Consider the following 25212-nt stretch of genomic DNA (forward strand, 5'->3'; position numbering starts at 1 on the left):
GCAATTACCCCACCGCTTTGCGTAACGATGTCGGCATTTTTATTTTCAGTTGTTGTACCAAATCGTAAATATGGTGAATATTTAAACTTACTTTAGCACGTGTGCAGGCCACGTACAGTAATCTTAACTCTTCATCACTAATTTTATGTTCTTTGTCATTCAGCTTAAACTGGTAGTCATCTTCAATATGTACCCGATTCCATTCCAGACCTTTGGCCTTATGCGCTGTTGAAATAATATAGTCAGCTTGGTCAATCGGGGTGATTTTAGCCAGTGCCCGTTTTAGTGGATCGGTTCCGTGATCATCCACCAGTTTTACCAAGGGTTTAATGTCACTACCATCGTTAGTTTCGCAATATTCATGGACATCATGCCATGAGTTGAACCACGCCAGTTCAGGTACATCGGTCACGCGTTTGCCTTGTTTTAGCATCGCAGCAGCATCAACAAAACGGTTTAAACGCACATGGTCGGCCTGTAAACTGACTTTGTCACCATGCACCAAACCTGCCAGTAACAATTCCATAGCACGGGCATTGGTGCGGCATAAAATTGCATCACGCATTTTGGTGTGTGGCTTGTTCACTACTTTTGAGTGTAGTTGCGGATTACCAAGCAAAGGCACGGTTTCATTCAGTCCGCCTAAAATGGCATTGGCCGTCAGCGCAATTTCTTCACCAAAACGGAAAGATGTGGTCAGGCGTGATTCAGGCAGGGGTAGTTGTTGCATGGCATTGACTGCACCACGCCATGCGTAAATTTGCTGGTGTGCATCGCCCACATAAATTACCTGCGTATTGCGTTGCTTGAGTAAAATACCCAACATGAGCGGGTCAGCATCTTGCGCTTCATCAAACAGGACATAATCGGCAGGAATGTTCGGTTCAGACAAAGCCCAAAGTTTGAGGTAAATATCGTGCCCAATACCAGCCTGATGATTGGGGTCAATCGACTCCAGCCAACGCCGCTCTACCGCAGGGTAAAGATGTTTTTGTAAAGTGTCGATGTCGTCTGGGTGCAACCAACTAGGTGCTTGTAAATGCCGTGGGGCAGGGTATTGTGAACTGGTCGAGCAGAAATAACTGACTGCATTTGCGACCAAGCTTGCTAATCGACTTGGCATCAGCACATATTTTTCATAACGTCCGCCCATCATACGTCTAAGGGTAATCGGTTCTAAACGATACTCTTTGGCAATAAAACTTGGACTTAAACGGGGTAGGCGTAATTTGTCGGTGACTCCACGTGGAACGCTGCGATATGCAAGCGAGTGAAATGTACGACAATCGACCTGACGATGAAATTTACTTTGTGCTTCTGCGGCAATGGCTTTGTTAAATGCCAAGTACATGCCACGCCGTTCAGGCATGGCATCGCTGATCATTTGCAAGGTGGTGGTTTTACCTGTGCCTGCATAGGCAATCACTTTAAAAGATTTGCCTAGACGTGCATTATCTATAGCAGTGGCTTGCTCATAGGTCGGGCGAGGCTTGATGATTACAGACACAGATCAGGGTTGGCTTTTCGCGTTAATGACTGCGGTTGGCTTTTTCAACCAAGCCTGATAAACCTTGACGACGAGCCAATTCATTCAGTACCACTTGCGGTTCAATATCGAAATAACCCAACATGACAATGCTGTGGAACCATAAATCGGCCACTTCATAAATCAGGTCATTTTTGTTGTTGGCATTCGCTTCGGTGTTGAAATCTTTGGCGGCAATAATTGCTTCCACGGTTTCTTCACCAACTTTTTCCAAAATTTTATTCAAGCCTTTGTGGTACAGCTTGGCTACATAAGATGAGTCAGGATTAGCGGTTTTGCGCTCGCTCATCATTTGCCCTAAATAAGCCAAAACTTCGACCTGTTCAGCTTGTGCTTTAGATTGGCTCATGGCTAAGGTGTGAGCATTGGCGGCTTGTTCACCATAAATTTGATTCGGGTCTTTCAGCTGTGCATCTACAATTTCCCAACCATTGACGGTGAGTTTACGATAGAAACAAGATTCACGCCCTGTGTGGCAAGCAATTCCACCATGTTGTTCAATTTGCAGGATAATCACATCAGCATCGCAGTCCAGACGAATTTCATGCACGGTTTGAAAGTGTCCAGATTCTTCGCCCTTGTGCCACAATTTATTGCGTGAACGTGAAAAATACACTGCCTGATTTTTTTCGGCAGTCAGTGCCAAGGCTTCACGGTTCATCCACGCCACCATCAACACACGTCCTGTTTGATGATGCTGTGCAATGGCAGGCACTAATCCTTGTTCGTTAAATTTTACTTCATCGAGCCATTGCAAGTTATTCATGAGTTGTTCACCAAAATTAATTTAAATTGTATGGACGCTATTTTCTGAGCGCACGATTTTGCATCGTTCCTATAGTGTACGTGATTCAAGACAATTTACCTAAATTATCTTGCCAGATTTGTACTGTCAAAGCGTTTGCATAAATTGAGGGAAGTTTTGTTTTTCCACCATTTCCAGAAATTCATCGCCCAAACGCTGACTTTCTGCCACCGATTGTTTCCATAAGCGAACGCGCTGTGCCTGATCTAAACCTTTTAAAGTGAAGTCTTTACGATCGGGCAAACGACCTAAAGGCAAGCTGCTTAAATATTCTGCCGAAGGTGATAGCAAGAGGGTGCGGGCCTGATTTTCAGGATTGGCTTTACGGTGCTTCAACATTTTATCAAACCAGCCGGGGGTAATGCTGTCGGTAAAGTGTGGATACAGCACAATGCCCTGACTTTGGTAAGGTAAGTCCAGATGGTAGTCAATTAAGCCACCATCCCGATAACTGCCTACGGGCGCATCAGGAATGTCACGAATAGCAGACATCACCCCAGGGATAGATGCTGAGGCGAGCAGCCACGGTGCGACATTTTGTTCATTCAGGGCTTGGTAATGGGTGAAAAAATCATCTTCTACCATAAACTGCTGACCTTGCGCAGGTTGGCTGATGACACGCTGCATAAACAAGCGATTGTGTTTACGTGCAATGGCATTGCTGCCAATAATTCCCGCCACAGACGCAAGCAAAGGCAAGGCTTGGTCACTTTGGAAAATATGCTGAGCTTTGACTGAAATGACCGTAAGGTGATAGTCAGGGTGCTGAATCAGTTGTTGTTGCTGTCCCTGAATCAGTTCAAACAGCATATTTTGACAAATCTCGGCGACTTCTTGGCGCGACATTTTTTTATGAAAATACAAATTAGTGTATAAATCGGATAGGCGCTCGGTACCTTGTTTTGCGCCCCACGCCAAAATACTGGCAAAGCGCCAACTGCCAATTGAAGAACCGACCACAGTACGACGCTTTGGGGCTTGGGCAAAAAACTCGCCAAAAATAGCTTGGTCTAAGCCTTGAATGCCAATACCTTTGGGGCCGCCTGCTGCACCTGGAATAATATCGACGTGTTGGGCATGTAAGCCTTCTTGTTCAATCAGTTGGCGTGCCAGATGTCCTGCGCGAATATTGAGTGCAGGGGCACGTTTATGCAAAATCTGAGTCATGCTTGATCTATAACGCTACAAATGTGCATTAATTGTAGGCGTGGTGATTTTTGCAACAATGGCGAGAGGCATCACTTGGTGACTGATGAGTCATACTATGGTTTTTTAGGATGAGTTAGGGGAAATCAGCGTGATAAAAAAGCCTGCTTTAAAACAGGCTTTCTAATTTTTTTATCATTTAATCAGTTTGTTATCAAGCAATGTAGCTTTATTTGGCTATACGCCAAATCGCCAAGAAACTTGCCAACGCGATTAAAACAATAGAGACATACCACGGTGCAATAATCGCAATGGAGAGGAAAATGGCCATAATGCTGCCAAAAATCCAGCTGCGTTTTTGCTGATGTTCCATTTGTAGACGCATGCTTTGTAATTCATGCAATTGTTTGGAATGCCAAGCCGATTGGTTTTTTAAACCATTTAAACTGTCAATCATTAAACTTGGTAAGTCTTGCGCACCCAGTAACAGGTCGGGAATTTGCTGCCCAATTTCTTTGACATTTTTGACTGGATTCATATTGGCTTTAATCCAATCCGTTAAAATTGGTTTTGCCAGTTTCCAGATATCCAGTTCTGGATATAAGTCTGTGCCCAAGCCTTCAACATGCACCAATGTTTTCAGGAGTAGCATCAATTGCGGTGGAATTTCCAAATGGAAACGACGTGCAATATCCATGACCTGAATCAGAATGCCTGCAAAGTCCAATTCGTGCATCGGTTTAGACACCATTGGCCCGACAGTACGGCGCATTTCACGGGCGAGAGCATCTTGATCTGTGCCCGGTGGAATCCAGCCAGCTTGGTGTACCACTTGAATCAGCTGCATAAAGTTGCTGTTCATCACCGCCAGCAACATACGTGCTACGGTCATTTGGTCATGCTTGGACAGCTCGCCCATAATCGCACAATCTAGCGCAATAAAACGCGGATTATTCGGATTGATGGTTTCCACAAAGACGTTGCCAGGATGCATATCGGCATGGAAAAAGTTGTCACGGAACACTTGGGTAAAGAAAATCGTGAGGCCTTTTTCTGCCAAATCGGCACGATTCATCCCCAAACGATCAAAGGTTGCCGTGTCGGAAATTGGCACACCTGTAATGCGCTCTGCCACCATCACATCTTTACTGTCCATATAGACTTCAGGCACGTACATCATGCTTGAGCCTGTAAAGTAGTGACGCATGCGGCGGGTGTTATCGGCTTCTAAGGTCAAATCCAGTTCGTTGAGAATAATTTGACGATAGTCCTGAATAATTTCAGATAAATGTAGAGCGCGTGCCGCTTCCAGACGTTTTTCCAGTGCTGCACCGAGCCATTCCAGAATTTCAAAATCTTGTAGAATTTGCTGGCGAATATCGGGACGGGTGACTTTAACGACTACTTCACGACCATCATGCAAGGCAGCGGTATGGACTTGCGCAATGGAGGCTGCTGCTAAAGGTTGCTCATCAAAACGGGCAAACAGGGTGTTGATGTCTGCCTTGAGCGATTGCTGAATTCGCATTTGTGCCACGTCAGAACCGAATGGTTTGACACGGTCTTGTAGCAACACCAATTGCTGTAAAACTTCAGGCGGAATCAGGTCACGACGCGTAGACAGCAATTGCCCAAGTTTAATTGCCAATGGTCCCATTTCTTCTAAAGCTTCTTTGAGCTTCAGCGGGTTTTTACGTTCTTTACTTGACCAAGCCGCAGGGTGCATGCGAATAAAACTGAGCGCATGACGTGCCTTTTCTGGTAGTTCTTCCGCAGGAAACAACGTGTCGAGTCTATAGTGCGCGGCAATGCGCCAAAGTTCGAGTAAACGTGAAACGTGCGGAATCATAAAGACTTATTCCCTAGGGTTGAGTGGAGTTTAAGGTGTCAGAAGCGGTATCTGGCTGTGCATCAAGCTGCGCTTGTAGCTGTTGAATTTTGGCTTCGGCGCGGTCTAAATTTTGTTGAAAAATGCGCGTGTCTTGTTGTAAGTCATCCATTTGCCAGCGTGGGGCAAATAGACCACTGTCTTCTTTTAGGGCATCTTCAGCAAAGAACAAATGGCTGTGTAGACTGCGTTTTAAATGCTTGGGTGCAAGCTGAATTTTGCCAACTTCATGAGCCAAAGCAGGACCAATCCAAGGGCTTAAATGTGCGGCCAAGTCTAGTTCAGCCTGCTGCATAATGCGCTGAATATCTTGTAAAAGATGATAGTCACCTTGTAGGGGAATATTGCCCACTTCATCGGATAGCAACAGTTTGAGCAATTGCACCACATTTTTAACATGCAAAGTGGTCGTTGCGGGGCTGATATTTTGCGCTTGATCAAACGGGCGTTGCTCAAAAATAGAAGGCTGCTCGCTGTGACCTGTTGCAGTAGGTTCTAAACGAACTTTGTTGTCATCAAAAAAGACATCTACAGAAAGCTGTGGCGAATCGAGCACCACACGCAACATTTTGCCGTGTAGTTGGTTGAGCTGGATGCGAGTAATCGCATCCAAATCAATAACATGATGAATCAGTTTCTCAACTGCACCAAGGGCGAGAATTGACCACATTGCGGTACGCCTTAGAGTTTAAAACCACGGTGAACGGCAACAATACCACCAGTCAGGTTGTGGTAATCACAGTTTTGGAAGCCTGCCTGTTCCATCATGCCTTTTAAAGTGCGTTGATCTGGGTGCATACGAATAGATTCAGCCAAGTATTTGTAGCTTTCTGAGTCGTTTGCGACAATTTTACCCATCAATGGCAATGCTGTGAATGAATATAAATCGTAGAGTTTTGAGAACGGTTCAAATACTGGTTTTGAAAATTCTAAAATCAATAAACGACCACCCGGCTTGAGTACGCGGTACATCGCTGCCAAAGCTGCATCTTTATCGGTCACGTTACGTAAACCAAATGAAATAGTCAGTAAGTCAAAGCTGTTGTCTTCAAATGGTTCTAAAGTTTCGGCATTCGCCAACACGAAATCGACATTGGTACAGCCTGCATCAATTAGACGGTCACGGCCAACATTCAGCATAGATTCGTTAATATCTGACAGTACCACATGACCTGTAGGGCCAACTTCACGGCTAAAGACTTTGGCTAAGTCACCCGTACCGCCTGCAATGTCCAGTACGCGCTGACCACGACGTACACCTGACATATTAATCGCAAAGCGTTTCCATAAGCGGTGAATACCAAATGACATTAAGTCGTTCATAATGTCGTATTTGCTTGCAACCGAGTGGAAGACTTCTGCGACTTTCTGGGCTTTATCTTCACTGCTGACGGTTTGGTAGCCGAAGTGTGTGGTTGCACCGACATTGCCTGTGTTGGCACCGCGCGGCAAATTATATTTTGGCACTGAACCCGTAACAGGTGTATCCGTTAATTTTTGTTCTAAAGATTGTTGCTGACCTTGTGGAGCGCCTTGCGGTAGAGGTTCGGTTAAGAATGGACTCACTTTGTCTGTTGGTTGTGCCGACTCGGGAGTAGCGGTAGGCGTTTGATTTTCATTCGACATTGGAGTCACTCCTCAGGATAAAAAGGCTTAAGGCTGCAGTGTATGCATGATGACAGATTCTAAGCACTTGTACAGTAATCATCATGCAATTGTTATGAATAATATACAGAAAAAACCAAAGATAGCGTAAGTGTGCTGAATAAGTGTTGGTTATTTCACACATTGGGATTATGAAAATGGATGTAAATCACCTGCATGTACTTTGGCAATAATTTCCCGTTCTGTGGTAGTAAATTGCTTCACAAATTTCTCTGCGGACTTTAATGGTTTCATGGCTAAAAAGCCATCTTGCATAAACTCATACATAATTTGAAAACTGTATTTTTGCGCCGCGCCTTTACACATTTTAAAAGCGGTATAGACCACAAAAGAGCGCATATATTTATCTAGGTTTTTACCCAGTTCATCCAACATATTTAATTGTTTTAAGCGTGCTTCGCCCTGATCGAGCTTTAAATAAGTCAGACGCATCATCTCATCATTTAAAGGCATATTTTCAGGATAGTCCTGTAGCAATTGTATCGCGACTTGTTCATCTAACTGCACTGCCAAAATCGCCAGACTTACCCCAGAAGTCCCTGTTTTTATTGAATTTTCAGGGATGATTTTTTCAGCTTTGTGTGCATATTTCAGTAGGCGAGCAATTTGACCCGCCAAAGCGTCAAAATCTGGACCGCCATATAAGCGGTTTAAAAAATATTCAGCCATCAAGACATTGTGCTTTTCGGCAAACTGTGTGGCATGGGTGCGTTGCATACGCTGTTTTTGCCATGCTTGAACATCTTGTAAGCGTTGAAAAAGCATAGGATTTTTATGATATTTAAATTGATAATACAGTTCTAACAGCTCATCTAAAGCAGCAAGTTTAGACATAGGGTGTCTCATTATTGAGTTGAATGGGCAAATCTTAATGTGAGTTTGATCTCGTCGCTATGACAAATTACACAGAATTCCAAACGGCAAAGGTCAGTGTGTGAGATTAATCTACAAAAATAAGCGAAAAGTTGTTAAAAAATGGGTCGATATTCGTATACTGATCAAAGTCTGTCGCTCATTCTAATATCGTAAATATAGACGAATGATCAGCAGAGCTTAAATAACACAACAATAGGGTAGATGATGTCACAAGCACATACTGAATTTAAACTCATGGAAGAAGAACAACTTTCAGTCGAGCTAATTGAAGCCCAATATGCTTTAAAAAATACCAAAGGTGAAAAAAATGCCAAAAGTTTGCTGATTTTAGTGAGCGGCATTGAATTGGCGGGGAAAGGAGAGTCGGTCAAACAACTTAGGGAATGGGTCGATCCGCGTTATTTAAGGGTAAAAGCCGATGCGCCACACCCGTTTAATCCCAAACAGACACTTTGGCAGCCTTATGCACGTTTTATTCCTGCCGAAGGTCAAATTATGGTGATGTTTGGCAATTGGTATAGTGACTTATTAAGCACAGCCATGCATGTGTCTAAACAAATTGATGACACCATGTTTGATAACTATGTCGAAAAAATGCGTGCCTATGAAGAAGACTTAAAAAATAACCATGTGGATGTCATTAAAATCTGGTTCGATTTATCGTGGAAATCACTACAAAAACGACTAGATGATATGGAACCGAGCGAAGTGCATTGGCATAAATTGCACGGCTTGGATTGGCGCAATAAAAAGCAATATGACAGCTTGCAAAAGCTGCGCCAACGCTTTACCGATGACTGGATTATGATTGATTGCGAAGATGAAACCATCCGCGATCAACAATTTGCACAGCATATTTTACGTGCTTTAGAGCATTGTCCTGTGCATCCGACCAGTTCGGGCATCACTTGGCAAGCTGCAGAAATTCCAGAAGTTTTGCTTAATCCTGTATCTGAATCGGTCAATGAGGATGACTATAAAGCAGAGTTAAAGAAACTCACGAAAAAAGTGGCAGATGCACTGCGTTTAGATAACCGTAATGTCAGCATTGTTTTTGAAGGAATGGACGCAGCAGGCAAAGGCGGCGCGATTAAACGGATTGTAAAAAAACTGGATCCGCGTGAATACGAAATTTACACCATTAGTGCACCTGAAGCCTTTGAAATCAGTCGTCCTTATTTGTGGCGTTTTTGGACGAAAATTCTGCCTGAAGAAAAAATCAATATTTTTGACCGTTCTTGGTATGGGCGGGTATTGGTAGAACGTGTAGAAGGTTTGATTAGCCCACTGGAATGGCAGCGTTCTTATGACGAAATCAACCGTTTTGAAAAAGACTTAAATGATCATCAAACTGTCGTCATCAAATTTTGGTTAGCCATTAGTAAAGATGAGCAGGAGCTGCGTTTTAAAGCACGTCAGGAAACCGCACATAAGCGTTTTAAAATTACAGATGAAGACTGGCGTAACCGCAGCCGTTGGGATGATTATTTGGTGGCTGCGGCAGATATGTTGCAACGTACCAGTACCGAATATGCACCGTGGCACATCATTCCGAGTAATGACAAAAATGCAGCACGTTTGGAAATTTTAAGAACTATCTTGAAACAACTCAAGGCAGAATAATCTGCCTTTCAGGGCGAGCATATTTTTTGCTGCTATTGCGTTATGAGTCAGTCATTTAGAATGACTAAACTTCCTGCCTCATGCCTTATATCAGCTAAAAAATCTTGCGAGATATATCTCTCACACCAAAAACATAGGTGAATGATCAACAGACCCTATGCATTTACAACTTTGGCTTGTTTAAGCTGAATGCTTTTTGCTAGTTTATAGCTTTCTTCAACATGTGTTTCGGCAATTTTTTTCATAATAAAATAACCCAAACCTGCTGCCACCATTTGTCCACCCAATGGAATAAACTTGGTCACTTGTTTGGTGATGTACTTGGCTGCGACATTATTCAGGGATTTTTTTACTGCAGTACGCGCCACGACTAAGCCTGAAAACTCCACACCGCGTTTACGCAATTCGCTCCAGTGGACTTTTCGGGTTTCAGGATCGTACACGCTGACTTCCTCAGGAGATAAGCCAAAACGTGCATTAATTTCTGGAATCAGTTGCGACAAGATGCCCACATCAATGACGACGTCTAAAAACGGCACAGGAATGACGGCTGCACCTGCAGAAAAGTAGGCACGTTTTTTGACCAGTTCTAGGCATTCTGCACGAATCATTTCCAAGTCTAGGCTTGGATCAATACTGTCTGGAATAGTCTCTCTTTTTATCATAGGTAAAACCTTAAAATGGCGGATAATCGTATGCTGTTTGGTAAATTAAACCACTTTATTCAAAGCACTTTTTGAATAAAGTAGGCAATAAAAGTATGCTTGTAAAGTGGCATACACCGTTGTAAGTGTATAGCCAATAATCTTTATTCTTTTGTTGTGCTTGAGGCAAATGATAGATCAACGGCCTTCTAGTACATTTAATACATTCTTATTCAAAATAAATTAAAGGATACCTTATGGCGATTCATGTCATACAAAGCCAACGTATAGAAGTTTTAGTCAATGAAATGCTGAAAACCATACGTCAACCGACATCGAATCCGCTTCAGGTGCTACAAACCCAGCATTTTATTGTGCCTTCAGTGGCAGTAGAAAAGTGGCTGACGGAAAAAATAGCCGAGCAAAAAGGCATTAGTGCCAATACTGAATTTCATCATCGTATTCGTGCCTTTCAATGGGCCGCTTATCAGGCAGTTTTAGACGATAAAGATCGGGTGCGTCAGGCAAATATTCCGCGTATTGTGATGCAATGGCGTGTGTTTTATGACTTACAACCGTGGATACAACACGAACAAAACCCACTTCCTGCCGAGCATGCTTTACATCGTTTGATTCAGCGAATTTATGACAGCGCAGAGCAATTGTCACAGGGTTTAGAAAAGCAGCTCAAAAAGCAAAACATGCTGTATTGGGTGGCAGATAAAGTTTCACGTTTATTTAGCAATTACATGGTTTATCGTGGTTTTTGCCAAAAAGGCTGCGAGGGTGTCTGCCAATGTCAAAGCAATTGGTTAGCGGTTTGGGGACAGCAGAAACGCCTGAACTTAAAGCAGCAAATTTATATCCCTAAAAACTTTGAGAGCGAAGAAGAAAAACAAGCGGCATTGGAAATAGCCGCATTTACTCAAGAGCAAGCCGAAGAATTAGAGCAATGGCAAAGTTGGTTGTGGTTGCATATTTTTCATGCAGATTTTGAAAAAATGCAGGAGATTGATCTGCAATTTTGGCAAGCTTTGGGCGAGCCTGAAAATCCAAATTCGTGTATTAACAAATTACCCAAACAGTTGGTGATTTTTACCTTATTGGATTTGCCGCCAAGTCAGTTGCTGTTTATCCGCCGTTTGGCGCAGTATATGGATATTTTTATTCTGCATTACAACCCATCGCAAGAATATTGGGCAGACATGGTCGATCCTAAGTGGAAATTAAACATGGATGCGCGAATCAAAAGTCGTTTTATTCGTGAGATGGAAAGTCAAAATAAAACCGTAAGTGATGATGATATTGCTGCATATATCAAAAAATATAATGGCGAATTTAATGCCGATATGCGCGAGTCACATCATCCTTTGCTGACACGCTTTGGTAAACAGGCACGTGATCACTTTTCTTTATTGGCGGCGTTGTCAAGTGGTGATGAAGGCGAGTGGTATGATCTTTTCCCTGAAGAAGAGCCGCAGCATTTACTGGGTAAAATTCAATCGGATGTATTGAATTTGGTTGAGCCAGTCGCGCAGGCGTATGACTTAGATCCTGCCGATGAGTCATTGCAAATTCATGTGTGTCATTCAAGTTTACGTCAGCTTGAGGTACTCAAAGATCGTTTAATTGCATGGCTAGGACAAGATGACAGCCGCCAAGCCAGTGATATTTTGGTATTGAGTCCGAAACTCAAAGAACAAGAGTCTTTAATTCGCAGCGTATTTGCTGCACCGCCAAGTGAGCGTGATCTCTATCAGAAAGGACAACAAAAAGCACAGCAGAATCAAGCTACTTTAGGGCATCAACTCAGTCAAGATAGTGTGTATTTGCCTATTCAAATAGCAGGTATCAGCTCTTTAGATATTCACAATGCTTGGCGTGCGGTGGTTGGGCGTATAGCGTTGGTACAAGGACGTTTTAGCTTTGAGGAGTTTGGTGACTGGTTGAGTTTAGCTGCCACACAACAGCGTTATGCCTTGAATTTAAACAATATTGAGCGCATGAATGAGTTGTTGGCCAATGCAGGTTTTAAACGTGGTTTAGATGCCGAGCATTTAAAACGCAGCCTGAGTGCAGATGATCAAGATTATCGGTTCAGCTTAAAGTTTGCTTTAGATCGTTTGGCTTTGGGCGTTGCAGTGCCAGAGCATTGCGTGGTTCAGCACACTTTAAGTTATGCCGATGTGCAAAGTAGCGATTTTGAATTGATTTTTAAACTGGTTCAAATTTATCAGGATTTTGCACAGCGCCGTGATTGGCTAATTCAGCATGAATTGGGGCAAGCCAAAACGGTGGAATATTGGCTTAAACAACTGATGCAAGACCTGAGTGAGTTTCAGGATGCAGGGGTAGATGTGTTGGCATCGGTGTTTAGTTTGGTGCAAAAACATGACCGTATGCTGACCTTAGCCAGTTATTTTGATGTGCAGTCGGGTCAAGATTTGCGTCATTTAAGCTTACCGCTGGATTATATTCTGCAAGAAATTTCAGCCCAGCTCGAAACCCAACTCGAACAAGCCAGTCCATCGGGCGCCATTACCTTTAGCCAAATTGGTGCAATTCGTCCACTGCCGTATAAGCTGATTGTGATGCTGAATTTGGACAATGGCGTGTTCCCAAGTCGTGACCAGCAATTGGCTTTTGATTTGATGCAATTATTAAAACCACAACTCGGAGATCGTTCACGCATTGAGGATGATCAAGGGGCATTTTTAGATAGTTTATTGTTGGCGCAAGACAGTGTTTGGTTATTTTATAACGGTTTTGATGTCAGTGATGGCGAGGTGCGCGATCCATCCGTGCTGGTGCAGGAATTTGTGCAGCATTTGGAGTTGATTGTGAAACATCCCGATGAAGCTAGCGATTCACGCTTAAATTTGAATGGTGTCGAGATTCCCGCACAATTGAAATCTCTTTATCACTTACATAGTTTGCAACCTTTTGATCAACTGCGTTTTGCCGAAAGCCGTGAAGTTCGCTTTAAAGATCAATGGTATCGGGTTGCCAAACAAATGCAGCAAGAAACCACACCACGCGAAGCATGGTTTGGTGAATATCCATTATTGCCACAAGACGTGGTGGTACTCGACAGTATGCAATGGATTCGAGATGTATGTTTCCCTGCACGTGCCTATTTAAAAGCGATTGGAGTCGAAAATTTACAATCCGACACTGCTGCAATGAACCATGAGCCACTGATTTTAAATGGCTTGGAAAAATATAGTGTGCGTGATTTTTTACTGCAACATGGCGAGCAAGATGCAGAAAGCTTGTTGCAAGATACCTTGCCTGTGGGTAAAACCTTAAATGCCACGTTTCAAACGGGACTGCAAGAACAGCAATATTTACGTGACACACTCCAGCAATTTGCAGACGAGGCAACCACAACAACGCAACAGCTTTGGAAAATGAATCCGCATCTGCATATCCGTATTCAAGTGCCTGAACAGCCGACAAAGCTTTGGTGTAGCGTGGTGGCAGCGAGTGCCAGACCAAGAAAATATGCCGAAGTGTGGTTGGAATATTTGTTTTGGGTGGCCTATCAGAACACAGAACATCAAGATTTAGAGCGGATTGTGGTGTGTAAAGATGCGGTGATTCATTTTGCCAATATCAATGCACAGCAAGCACACGAGTATTTAGCCCAGTGGTTTGAGTTCTGGAAACACGCACAGCAATATCCTGTGTTATTGCCTGCGGCTTTAGTTTTAAAAATGAAAGATAAAAAAGAATTTGAAATCCAATGGGATGAAGCTCAGTCCGATCAGGTTTTGAACATGGAAAGCTTCGTAAAACATTGGCATGACGGTGCTAGGAGGAGCTTTATTGATGAAAGTGAGAAAAATCACCCAGACTGGTCATTTATTTTTCAAGACAGTGAAACTGAACCGTTGTTGATTGAGGCATTTCAGCAATATAGCCATCGACTGTATCAGCCCATCATTGAAAATTATGAATCTGCGAAAAATCTTCAAAAACAAGGGGAATCTGCGTGAACTCATCTAGCCTATTCCCAATTTGTTATGACCCAATTCAAGAGATGCAATTTAAAGGCTTGCATTGGATTGAAGCATCGGCAGGTACAGGAAAAACCTATACTTTATCTAGTTTGATGGTGCGGATTTTCCTGAAAGATTATTTGCCTAATCAGGTGATTGCGACCACATTTACCCGTGCCGCAGCAGCCGAGCTAAAAAGTCGTATTCGTGCACGTTTGCTTGAAACCCAACAATATATCGATCAGTGTTTAAACCAGTCTTTAGATCAGCGTGCCCTTGCAGAGAAAATTACACAACTACAAGACCCTTTACTCAAACATATTTTGCAGAAATATCGTTTAAAACTGGACTATGCCAGTTCACGTTTGAAGTTGGTGAGTGCGCAACTGGATGAGCTATTTGTAGGAACATTAGATAGCTTTAGCCAAAAATTATTGCGTGAATTTTCCTTTGAAAGTGGCAAAATTGAGCGCGCCAATATTACTGACCAAGCATCGGTCTATATCGAACAATTGGTGCATGATGTGCTGCGTGAATGGATTCAGGCACAGCCTCAGCATGTTGTGGACTATATGCTGTTATGTGGGCGGTTGAAATCGGCAGCCGATTATGAGGGTTTGGTCAATACCAGTTTAAATTTTGCATCGGCAGAGATTCAAGGCATAGATCAGGCACAGTTGGAGGTTCAGGATTTAGCAGAGGCGTTGCAGAATTTAGCCAGTATCACCATGACGCAAATTGAAGAATTAAAAGAATATTATGATGGTGAATATAGTTTTAATTTTTCCCATTATGTCGCGGGGAGTGACAAGAAGGGGTTGCAGCCACTATTTACAGAAGCTTTGCCAAAACTGATTGAAAAAATTAAGCATAATCCTTTAGAACATTATTTTAATTCACACCTTGCCGCATTGTTTAATGCGGTCTTTGCACTATATTTGAATCAAGACGGTAAGCTCAGAAAATCTATTTTTAACAAAGCGAAAGCGCCATGTACGCAAGAGGTGCAAGATGCTTTTTTTGATCATCCTGTGATCCGAAAAATCAAAGCAGTTGTGGATGCCAAACTTAATTTTGAGCGTCAAATTGAATTGGTGGATACCAATTTAAAATTCTATTTGGTACAACACGTCAAGCAGCGTTTACCGCAACTTTTACAGCAAAAAGGGGAAACCACCTTTGCCCAACAAATTCGCAGCTTAGCCGAAGCGTTGCAGGGCGAACGTGGGCAGCGTTTTGCGCAGTTTGTGCATACCCGTTATCCACTGATTTTGGTGGATGAATTTCAGGATACCAACCAAGATCAAGATGACATGCTGGCACAAATTTGGCGCAATCCAAAGTGGTATGCGCGTGGTTGTATGATTATGGTGGGCGATCCTAAGCAGGCGATTTATGGTTTCCGCGGTGGTGATATGCTGACCTATAACAATGCCCGCGATGATGTGCTGAAAAAACAAGGTCGCATTTACTCGCTCAGACAAAATCATCGTTCAGTGAAAGAGCTGGTCAGTGTGGTGGATGAGTTATTTCAACGCCAACCCGCTTTTGGTGAAAAAGTGATTTATGATCCTGTCATTGCAGGTTCACGTCCTCATCCTGCCTTAATGGATCGGCAACAGGCCAATCCCGCACCGCTGCGTTGGGTAACGGTGGAACATGATCAGGATGAGTCCATTCAAATTGCACGAAAAATTCGCGAGTTATTAAATCAAGGCATTGCAGGCGATTTATATTTTGATCACTCTTCAGGCAAAGTCGCTTTACAAGCCGATGATATTGCCATTTTATCGACCAGTCATCAAAAGCTTGATCAAGCCCAATACGAGCTTGAACGGATTGGAATTCAGGTCAATAGAAGTAGTCAGCGCAGTGTTTTTACAGGCTTTTTAGCCAAAGATGTGGCAGCAATTTTAACTGCAATTTTACATCCTTATGATGAAGCCAAGGTCAAGCGTGCCTTACTGACACGTTTATTGGGTTATAACCTGCAACAGTTGATTGAACTTGAGCAACAGGGGTTAGGTCAGTTTATTTATGACTTCGACTGCATTCGGGAAATGTGGGTCAATAAAGGCTTTTTAACCGCATGGAATTACTGCCTGAACTTATTTAAAATTTGGGAAAATTTGGTGGCAAAACGCAGTTTTGACAATGAACGGCATGTGGTGAATTTACGCCATTTAACCGAATTGCTGAGTCGTCAAAGTGAACGCCATCAAGGGGCTTACATGCTGTATTACTGGTATTTACAGCAAGTTGAATCACCTGCCAAACGCGATTGGGAAATTGAACGAAAACTTTCTAATGCGGCAGGCGTGAAATTGATGACCATTCACCAGTCCAAAGGCTTGGAGTTTAAAGTGGTCTTTTTGATGTCGGCAGATCAGCCGCCCAAATCTGACAAGTCTACTTTGGTGTTTGCAACGCAGGAAGCGCAAGGCATTGAGCAACGTGTCATTGCCATTAAATATAAAGACATAGATGCCACAGCAATGCAGCAGCACAGTGAGCGCCGTTTGGCAGAGTTGAATCGGCTTTGGTATGTGGCACTCACCCGTGCCAGTTATCGGGTCTATGCGATGCTAAAACAGCCTGCGCCTGCAAAAGAAGGTAAAAAAGAGGCTGCACCAAAATCTGCTGGTTTAAATGTCTGGCGTTTACAAGCGCCAAGTTCAGCAGAAATTGCAGCAGCATGGAGCTGTGATGAAGCACCTCTGACACAATTGGCGGCAGCATTACAACTTGAACAAGTGCAAGAAATTAAGATTGAAGCTGCAGATTTTCCGCAGCGTCGCTTTTATCCACGAACCAAAACCAGTTTTAGTGGCTTGGCACAACATTTACCTGCCGCCATGCGTAGCGATACTTTGGCATTGGCAAGCGAGGAGCAGGCTGCTGCTGCCGACGAAATCAATCAGGAACCTGTCGAAACGGAACAGGAAATCGTACAGGTGGCTCAACCGATTGCATGGATCAAAGCTAATTTTCAGCGTGGTACTCAAGCGGGGAGTTTTTTACATAAACTCTTTGAATATATCGACTTTCAAGCCAGTCATGATGACATTTTTGAAGAAGTCAAACGCCGTTTTCATAACGACAAAGAGTTTAATTCAGATGTGTTATTGGTAGATTTGATTGCAAAACTCGACACTGCCAAAGGCAGCGCGACTGTGCAGGAAGCAGATATTTTTGCGCACATGACCGAGTGGCTGAAGGATGTGTTGAATACTCCTTTGCACGATACTTTCCAGCTTTCCGCCTTATCTACTGCACATTATTTATCAGAGTTTCCATTCTATTTGGCGTTGGCAGATCAGCGCTTATTTACTCAAGCAATTCAGCAATTGTTTGAAGATGCGGGACATCCTATTCAAGATTTAAATGAAGCCGCTACTGCGCGTTATCTGACAGGCTCAATTGACTTGGTTTATTTTGATGGGCAGTGTTATCACATTGCCGACTATAAGAGTAATTATTTGGGTGCCGATCAGCGCGATTATGAGAAAACCAATCTTGAACACAACATGACTCAATCGAGTTATTGGTTACAAGCGGCATTGTACTTGGTGGCGTTGCACCGTTATTTAGGCAGTCGTTTGCAAGATTATGATATTCGGCAACATTTGGGTGGAGCCAGCTATTTGTATTTGCGTGGCATGCAGGGACAAGCAGGGCAAGGGGTTTGTCATTGGCGGCCAGATGCGGAATTTACTCTGCAATTAGATCAAATATTGGGTTACTTTGAACTTAAAAAATAACGCTAAGTCAGCTCATCGACTTAATAAAACAATTGCTTATCCTGTGGATAACTTTGAGGATAACTGTGTGGAAAACAAGCATATTCACTTAAATTCAGCTCAAACGCCAATGCAGGCGTGGATGGATTACCTGTGTCAGCCGCCATTTAGCAATGTCACTTTTGATGCTTCAGCGCAAATTTTGATGCAACAGGTGCTCGATGCCATTCAGCAAGGCGATAGCTGTATTCCTGCAACTGCAGAACAAGTGGCGGCATTGCAGCATTTGTACATGAACTTGCAGCGTAGCGCTTTAAATCCTGATCCACAAATTGCACCGTTTGTATTTGATGGGCAGCGTTTGTATTTGCATCGCTACTGGAAACTGGAACATCAGGTTGCTAGCGATATTTTACGGATTCAGGCGCAGCCGCCTTTGTCCTTTGAATTACAAGCCGAACAGCTTAATTTATTGCAAGATCCACAGCAGCAAAAAGCGTTACAGACTGCGGCAACTCAAAGTTTAAGTATTATCACTGGTGGGCCAGGTACAGGAAAAACCTATACTTTGGCGCATATTGTTGCGGTGCTCAATCAAGCTTTGCCCAATATTCGGATTGCGATGGCTGCACCAACAGGCAAAGCGGCACAGCGGATGGATGAAGCTTTGCAAAATGCCTTGAATAGTCAAGCTTTACAAATGTTTAATGTCGATGCTTTACGTCAATTACGACCCGTGACTTTGCATCGTTTATTGGGCTTAGGCAATACAGGCAAGCCACGTTTTCACGCTAAACAACCTCTACCTTATGACGTGATTGTGGTCGATGAAGCGTCGATGCTGGATTTAAGCCTGTCACAGATGTTATTGGCTGCCATTCCTGCGCAGGCACGTTTAATTCTGTTGGGCGATGCCAATCAATTGGCTTCAGTCGATGTCGGTACAGTATTGGCCGATTTACAGCAAGTGCCTGAACTCGCAAATAACCGTGTCAATTTAGTGACCACACGTCGTTTTGCTGAAGGTGCAAAAATTGGCGCAATGGCGAAGTTTATTCAGCAAGAACATTCTCCTGCACAGGTTTTGGCTGAGTTTGAACAGCAAGTCGTGGCAGCAGGTGAATTAAAGCCAATTCAATTTAAGCAAGTCGAAATAGATGCCCTACAACTGCAATATTTACCTCAGCAAAATGGGCAAATTTCAGCGGAAAATTTAGCGCATTATTATGATCAGCTGATGTATGGTTATCAGGCTTATGTAGCGGTATTAAAAGCACATACTTTGGGCTTGGAACAATCAAGTACAGCATTTCAAGCGCATGTTGAGAATGTGGTGAATGTATTTGATGATTACCGTATTTTAACCGCAATTCGTCATGGTCATTTGGGTTTACAACAACTGAATTTACAGATTGAAAAACGCTTGTTGCAACAGTTAAAACAAACCAAACATGGCGATTGGTATGCAGGACGCCCCGTCATGATGACCTATAACGATTATCAACTGGGGTTGTCGAATGGTGATATTGGCATCTGTTTTATGCGAGAGCAGAATGATCAGCGCCAGTTTGAAGTATATTTTCCAAGTTTAAATAAGTGGGTGCCTGCAACACGCTTACCTAAAAATATTGAAACCGCATTTGTACTTACTATTCATAAATCGCAAGGTTCTGAATTTACTCATACAGCTGTGGTGTTGGATGCTGCGGCAAAAAACTTGCTGAGTAAGGAGCTGATCTACACTGCCATTACCCGTGCTAAAAAAGTCGTAAGTTTGTTGGTTGATGCGCAAGCTTTGCAGCAAGCTTTGATGATTCGTACCCGTCGCAGCAGTGGTTTATTAGCCAGAATTAATGACGCTTTGGATTGTTAAGTAAAACTGAATAAGAGATGGTTTTGTACGAAATGGCTTACATTGATTCGAGAAATTTGCGCATAGAGATTTCAAGATCTTTTTGAGAAGATGACTTCACATAAAAAGCTCAATAGGGATAGTTGAGCATAATCGCAGAATAATAACGATAAATGTCGAAAGACAGCGAACTGACAGGACGTGAGTGAGAAGAGGAAACTTACAGCCGCTAAGCCTTGTAGTTTTGGGAGAGACTACAGGGCTTTTTTATGCCTGTAAGTTTGGGTGATTTGCAAAATGCTGACAATGCTTACCTGTTGTAAGAAAAAGCTTACAAACAGATACGAGAAATACGACTTCTTTCACTTTAGTATTGTGGCAAAATCTACCACACAAGGACGTGAAAGCAAGAACAGGAATGTTCAGAGAATAAGACGCGAAAACGCGCAAATAACCACAATAAACAAGACAATAAGAATAATAAGACAAGAAACTACAGCGCAAAAAACAGCCCGAGCTATGCTCGGGCTGTTTTATTTTAACGGCAAAATATTCCAGTGGATGAAAAGCAGTTGGCAAAATATTACATATTATCAATCATATACAATTGTATATTTATTTTCCTTAGACACTTTATACCTAACATGATGTGTATACCCTTAGCATAAATCATACTTTTATTGGTACATCTCAAAATTAAAAGTGCTTGTTTGTCGTTCTGTTTTGCAATCGGCACGTTTTTGCCTTAAAATAATGCCCTTGCTGTAGTGATGCACGGCAGTCAATTGAGCAATCAATTGATCGGTATCAAATCTTTTTATTAAGCATCTCGGAGAAATCGAATGGCTTTAACAAACGCAGATCGCGCAGAGATCATCGCTAAATTTGCTCGTGCTGAAAACGACACTGGTTCACCAGAAGTTCAAGTAGCGCTTTTAACTGCTCAAATCAATGACTTACAAGGTCACTTCAAAGAGCACAAACACGACCACCATAGCCGTCGCGGTCTAATCCGTATGGTTAACCAACGTCGTAAGTTACTTGACTACCTTAAAGGCAAAGATGTGACTCGTTACAGCGCATTGATTGCTGCTTTAGGTTTACGTCGTTAATTCGATTTAAGCTTTTATTTTCGGACTATTGCATGTTGAATGCTGTATTACTGAAAACTAAAGTATATCTAGCCTTGGCTAGATCAGTGGAAGGGGCGAATGATTCGCTCCTTCTTTGTGTTTAAAAATCGTGTTTCATTCGAGTGAGGTCGGCTTCTAAGCTTTGTCATTTACCTAAATAATTGTATTGTGAATGCCAAACCTTAGGGGTCTCCACGAGAATAATTGTTCACAAGAACTAGGAAAAAATAAAACATGTCGATGTTTAATATTATTCGTAAAGAATTTCAATTTGGTCAGCACCAAGTTGTACTTGAAACTGGTCGTGTAGCGCGTCAAGCCAACACGGTAATGATTACTATGGGTGGCGTGACTGTACTGGTTGCAGTGGTTGCTCAACCAACAGCAAAAGCGGGTCAAGATTTCTTCCCACTGACTGTTAACTATCAAGAAAAACAATATGCTGCAGGTCGTATCCCTGGTGGTTATGGTAAGCGTGAAGGCCGTGCGTCTGAAGCGGAAACTTTAATTTCACGTTTGATTGACCGTCCAATTCGTCCGTTGTTCCCAGAAGGTTACTATAACGAAATTCAAGTGACTGCGACGGTTGTGTCTTCTGACAAAACCATGGACGCTGACATTGCAGCCATGTTAGGTACTTCTGCTGCACTTGCAATTGCAGGTACGCCTTTCCGTGGCCCAATTGGTGCTGCACGTGTCGGTTTAATCAACGGCGAATACGTACTTAACCCGAACTTTGAACAAATGGCGCAATCTGACCTTGACCTTGTGGTTGCAGGTACAGAATCTGCAGTATTAATGGTTGAATCTGAAGCGAAAGAACTTTCAGAAGACCAAATGTTAGGCGCGGTGCTTTTCGGTCATGACGAAATGCAAATTGCAATTCAAGCGATCAAAGAATTTGCTGCGGCAGCTGGCGCAACAGAATCGACTTGGACTGCACCAGAGAAAAATGAAGACCTTCGTGCGAAGTTAAAAGAAGCATTTGAAGCGAAAATTTCTGAAGCATATACGATTGCAATTAAGCAAGACCGTTATGCTGCATTAGACGCACTTCAAGCTGAAGCTGTAGCTCAGTTTGTTCCAGAAGAAGACGTTGATGGCATCGCAGATGACTTGAATGAACTCTTTGAAGACCTGAAATACCGCACTGTACGTGACAACATCTTGTCTGGTAAGCCACGTATTGATGGTCGTGACACCAAAACTGTACGTGCATTAGATGTGCAGGTGGGTGTGCTTGATCGTGCGCACGGTTCGGCATTGTTCACCCGTGGTGAAACTCAGGCATTAGTTACCACGACTTTGGGTAATACACGTGATGCCTTAATGGTAGATACATTATCAGGTACTAAAACTGACAACTTCATGTTGCACTACAACTTCCCTGCATACTCTGTAGGTGAAACAGGTCGTGAATCTGGTCCTAAACGTCGTGAAATTGGTCACGGTCGTTTGGCACGTCGTGGTGTGCAAGCTGTTCTTCCTGCTGCAGACCGCTTCCCGTATGTGATTCGTATTGTATCTGACATTACTGAATCAAACGGTTCATCTTCTATGGCGTCTGTATGTGGTGCTTCTTTATCACTTATGGATGCAGGTGTTCCGCTTAAAGCACCAGTTGCAGGTATCGCAATGGGCTTGGTAAAAGAAGGCGAGCGTTTTGCAGTGCTTTCTGACATCTTGGGTGATGAAGACCACCTTGGTGATATGGACTTTAAAGTTGCAGGTTCTGCCAACGGTATTACTGCACTTCAAATGGACATCAAAATTGAAGGCATCACTGAAGAAATCATGGAAGTTGCATTGAACCAAGCTTATGCAGGTCGTATGCACATCTTGAATGCAATGAACCAAGTGATTTCACGTGCACGTCCAGAAATTTCTATGCACGCGCCGACCTTCCAAGTCATCAACATCAACCCAGACAAGATTCGTGATGTAATTGGTAAAGGTGGTGCAACCATCCGTCAAATTACTGAAGAAACTAAAGCTGCAATTGATATTGAAGACAACGGTACAGTACGTGTATTTGGTGAAACCAAAGCTGCTGCACAAGCTGCTGTTGCAAAAATTCAGGCATTAACTGCTGAAATTGAACCAGGTACAATTTACACAGGTAAAGTCATCCGTATTGTTGAATTCGGTGCTTTCGTAAATATCCTTCCGGGTACTGACGGTCTACTTCACATTTCACAAATCTCGAACGAGCGTATTGCTAACGTAGCAGACGTTCTGAAAGAAGGTCAGGAAGTGAAAGTACAGGTTGCCGATGTAGACAACCGTGGTCGTATCAAATTAACTATGAAAGACATCGAACAAGCATAATGCTGTGTTGATGATCTGAAATGGTCAATGAAAAGCCCGTATTCAAACTGAATGCGGGCTTTTTTTTATGTGCAAAATTTTGTTGATTTTAATAGGCGATACAATCATTACATGAACACTAGAATAAATAGCAACGCATATTTGAAAACGATCGCATTTCATGCTTAAACTGAGTACGTCTTAAAATCTCAAAAAACCGTACAAGAAAACTGAAAATAGAGTAGCCTGTTCTATGCAAAGTTATTATTTCTATCTGCATACCAATCACAAAACCAATATTTATGTGCAAAAACAGCCAATTGAAGGGCTTGAGCCTGAATTTATCTTGATTGATTGTACCCGTGATGATGTACTTAACCGAGCCGAACAGTGGCAACAGGAAATTTTTCAGCATAGTCAGTTGTCGCTGAACGAGTATCATGTGCGTGATATTTTAAATCTTGAACATCCTTGTGCTTTTGACACCTTAGATGATTATGACCTGCTCATTTTTCGTAAATTGATTACTCCCGAAGACCGTATTGCCACGGGGCTGCAACTGGGGGAGAAACATGAGCGGGTTTTTGGACTTGCTACCACGCCTATGAGTTTTATTATGACACCGCAGGTGCTGATCACCGTACGTGAGCAGGGCAATAAAGTCATGGAAAGCTATTTGTCACGTGTCGAAGCAGCGGTGCAACGTCCGATTGAAGAACAAAATAAGGCACGCAAACTGGCAGCAACGCCACTGGATTTGACTTTACGTTTACTGAATTTGGTGGCTGATGATTACTTGGATATTCGCATGCCACTGACCCGCCGTGTGGAATATTGGCAACAAGAATTATTGCAAGGTCATCGGCGTTTTACCCGCTGGCATCAATTACTGCAAGAAAATATGGCATTTCAGCAAGTTGAAAATTTGTGTGAAGAGCAAATTGAAGCTTTGCAAGAATTACGTGATGAAATTGTGGATAACTACCCACATTTGCGTGGAAAAAAACGTAGTGAAAAGCAGGATATTATTTTAGTGCGGTTAGACGATTTAACCAGTCATATTGAACGAATTCAAAAGCATACTATTCGGTTGCGTTCTGCAGTACAAACTGCCATTGATCTGCATTTTTCTGCAATTGCCAACCAAACCAATGAGAATATGCGAATTTTGGCGATTATTACCGCAGTTTTTGCTCCTTTAACTTTATTTACAGGTATTTATGGCATGAACTTTGAGTTTATGCCAGGTTTAAGACATGCGCAGGCCTTTTGGATTATGCTGGGCGTAATGGTCATGACCACTTTACTGTTGCTGTATTATTTCTATCGCCGTCACATGGTGGGGCGGGGTGAAAAAAGTGTGATTGATATGTTGGCGCAACAACATAGCGATCAACACATGAGTTTATTTTGGTTTTTAGATTACGAACCGATTAAGCAAACTGTAAAAGGCACCATCAAAGAAGTAGAAAAGTTGACCAAGCAGAAATAATTAAGCTATCGCTTTTGCTTGTCTAAAATGTGGCATATTCACAGTACATCATCCGTTTATGTACGTTTGAGCAGTCACATACAGCCAAGTATTCTCTACCTTAACTCAACATTTAAGGTGAGATATTGATGGACTCAATTTGAATATTGAATGTGTATCAAGCCAGTTGATCATTCTGTGCATTGCGAAGCAAGTGGTACATTTCATCTTTAAGCTTGAGTTTCTTACGCTTCAGCGCTTCAATGTCATCATTAATTTGATGCACAGGATCAAGCTCAAGTTGGATAATCTCACGATCAAGCTGTTCATGGTCTTCAAAAATTTTTGAAAAATGTGGATTGCTGTCACGTAATACCTGAATTAAATCACGAAATTCAGGGAACATGTTTTTAATCTTTTTGTTGCAGTCTTTGGTCTTCATTGTGGCAATCATTCTCAAGAAACAATTAATAGGGCATACAAAGAAAAACGCTCTAGCAAGCTTAAATGGACTT

The 25212-nt window shown here is 42.6% G+C and carries 16 protein-coding genes; 7 read left to right on the forward strand and 9 right to left on the reverse strand.

Translation table 11 applies throughout. From position 1 onward, the window contains the following. Nucleotides 1-4: 4 nt before the first annotated feature. The 7 genes from FTV43_RS04170 to FTV43_RS04200 form a co-directional block, all read right to left on the reverse strand. Nucleotides 5-1507 carry a UvrD-helicase domain-containing protein gene (locus tag FTV43_RS04170; RefSeq protein WP_179994924.1) on the reverse strand — a complete coding sequence of 501 codons (1503 nt, stop codon included), beginning with the start codon at nucleotides 1505-1507 and terminating at the stop codon, nucleotides 5-7. A 22-nt stretch (nucleotides 1508-1529) separates the two neighbouring features. Further along, nucleotides 1530-2312: a bifunctional phosphoribosyl-AMP cyclohydrolase/phosphoribosyl-ATP diphosphatase HisIE gene (hisIE, locus tag FTV43_RS04175; RefSeq protein WP_179994925.1), complete on the reverse strand. Its 783-nt coding sequence runs from the start codon at nucleotides 2310-2312 to the stop codon at nucleotides 1530-1532. Nucleotides 2313-2438: 126 nt separating this feature from the next. Then, nucleotides 2439-3518 (reverse strand): patatin-like phospholipase family protein, encoded by a 1080-nt coding sequence (locus FTV43_RS04180; protein WP_179994926.1) that lies wholly within the window; start codon nucleotides 3516-3518, stop codon nucleotides 2439-2441. Nucleotides 3519-3726: 208 nt separating this feature from the next. Then, entirely contained in the window at nucleotides 3727-5346 is a 1620-nt protein-coding gene (locus tag FTV43_RS04185; RefSeq protein ID WP_096901336.1) for an AarF/ABC1/UbiB kinase family protein, read from the reverse strand. 13 nt (nucleotides 5347-5359) lie between these two features. Next, a complete protein-coding gene (locus FTV43_RS04190) occupies nucleotides 5360-6055 on the reverse strand; it encodes an SCP2 domain-containing protein (protein WP_004975904.1) in 696 nt (231 codons plus the stop codon). A gap of 11 nt (nucleotides 6056-6066) precedes the next feature. After that, nucleotides 6067-7011: a bifunctional demethylmenaquinone methyltransferase/2-methoxy-6-polyprenyl-1,4-benzoquinol methylase UbiE gene (gene ubiE, locus FTV43_RS04195; protein WP_004975907.1), complete on the reverse strand. Its 945-nt coding sequence runs from the start codon at nucleotides 7009-7011 to the stop codon at nucleotides 6067-6069. Between the two features lie 168 nt (nucleotides 7012-7179). Beyond that, nucleotides 7180-7884, reverse strand: a complete 705-nt coding sequence (locus FTV43_RS04200; protein ID WP_179994927.1) for a hypothetical protein — start codon at nucleotides 7882-7884, stop codon at nucleotides 7180-7182. Between the two features lie 246 nt (nucleotides 7885-8130). Here FTV43_RS04200 and FTV43_RS04205 point away from each other — a divergent pair, with 246 nt between their 5' ends. Continuing rightward, nucleotides 8131-9549, forward strand: a complete 1419-nt coding sequence (locus tag FTV43_RS04205) for a phosphate--AMP phosphotransferase (protein ID WP_104852966.1) — start codon at nucleotides 8131-8133, stop codon at nucleotides 9547-9549. 155 nt (nucleotides 9550-9704) lie between these two features. On the opposite strand, the gene FTV43_RS04210 is transcribed toward FTV43_RS04205, so the two are convergent. Next, nucleotides 9705-10211: a hypothetical protein gene (locus FTV43_RS04210; RefSeq protein ID WP_179994984.1), complete on the reverse strand. Its 507-nt coding sequence runs from the start codon at nucleotides 10209-10211 to the stop codon at nucleotides 9705-9707. Between the two features lie 239 nt (nucleotides 10212-10450). Between FTV43_RS04210 and FTV43_RS04215 the strand changes: the two genes are divergently transcribed. From FTV43_RS04215 to FTV43_RS04240, 6 genes are all read left to right on the forward strand, one after another. Next, on the forward strand, nucleotides 10451-14191 hold the full coding sequence (locus FTV43_RS04215; protein ID WP_179994928.1) for an exodeoxyribonuclease V subunit gamma: 3741 nt from the start codon (nucleotides 10451-10453) through the stop codon (nucleotides 14189-14191). Between the two features lie 44 nt (nucleotides 14192-14235). Further along, the gene (locus FTV43_RS04220; protein WP_179994985.1) at nucleotides 14236-17955 is read left to right on the forward strand and encodes a UvrD-helicase domain-containing protein; all 3720 of its coding nucleotides are present in this window, start codon (nucleotides 14236-14238) and stop codon (nucleotides 17953-17955) included. Between the two features lie 67 nt (nucleotides 17956-18022). Next, nucleotides 18023-19807, forward strand: coding sequence for an exodeoxyribonuclease V subunit alpha (gene recD / locus FTV43_RS04225; protein WP_179994929.1), 1785 nt, complete (start codon nucleotides 18023-18025; stop codon nucleotides 19805-19807). An 821-nt stretch (nucleotides 19808-20628) separates the two neighbouring features. Then, complete coding sequence (gene rpsO / locus FTV43_RS04230) at nucleotides 20629-20898, forward strand: 30S ribosomal protein S15 (RefSeq protein ID WP_004975922.1); 270 nt, start codon at nucleotides 20629-20631, stop codon at nucleotides 20896-20898. 261 nt (nucleotides 20899-21159) lie between these two features. Next, nucleotides 21160-23247 (forward strand): polyribonucleotide nucleotidyltransferase, encoded by a 2088-nt coding sequence (gene pnp, locus FTV43_RS04235; protein ID WP_171525211.1) that lies wholly within the window; start codon nucleotides 21160-21162, stop codon nucleotides 23245-23247. Between the two features lie 232 nt (nucleotides 23248-23479). Beyond that, nucleotides 23480-24718, forward strand: a complete 1239-nt coding sequence (locus FTV43_RS04240) for a magnesium transporter CorA family protein (RefSeq protein ID WP_179994930.1) — start codon at nucleotides 23480-23482, stop codon at nucleotides 24716-24718. A gap of 157 nt (nucleotides 24719-24875) precedes the next feature. On the opposite strand, the gene FTV43_RS04245 is transcribed toward FTV43_RS04240, so the two are convergent. After that, entirely contained in the window at nucleotides 24876-25139 is a 264-nt protein-coding gene (locus FTV43_RS04245; RefSeq protein WP_104853289.1) for a YdcH family protein, read from the reverse strand. Between the last annotated feature and the right edge of the window lie 73 nt (nucleotides 25140-25212).

It is taken from the genome of Acinetobacter sp. YH16053 (genome assembly GCF_013417035.1).
In the GTDB taxonomy this organism is placed as follows: Bacteria; Pseudomonadota; Gammaproteobacteria; order Pseudomonadales; family Moraxellaceae; genus Acinetobacter; species Acinetobacter towneri.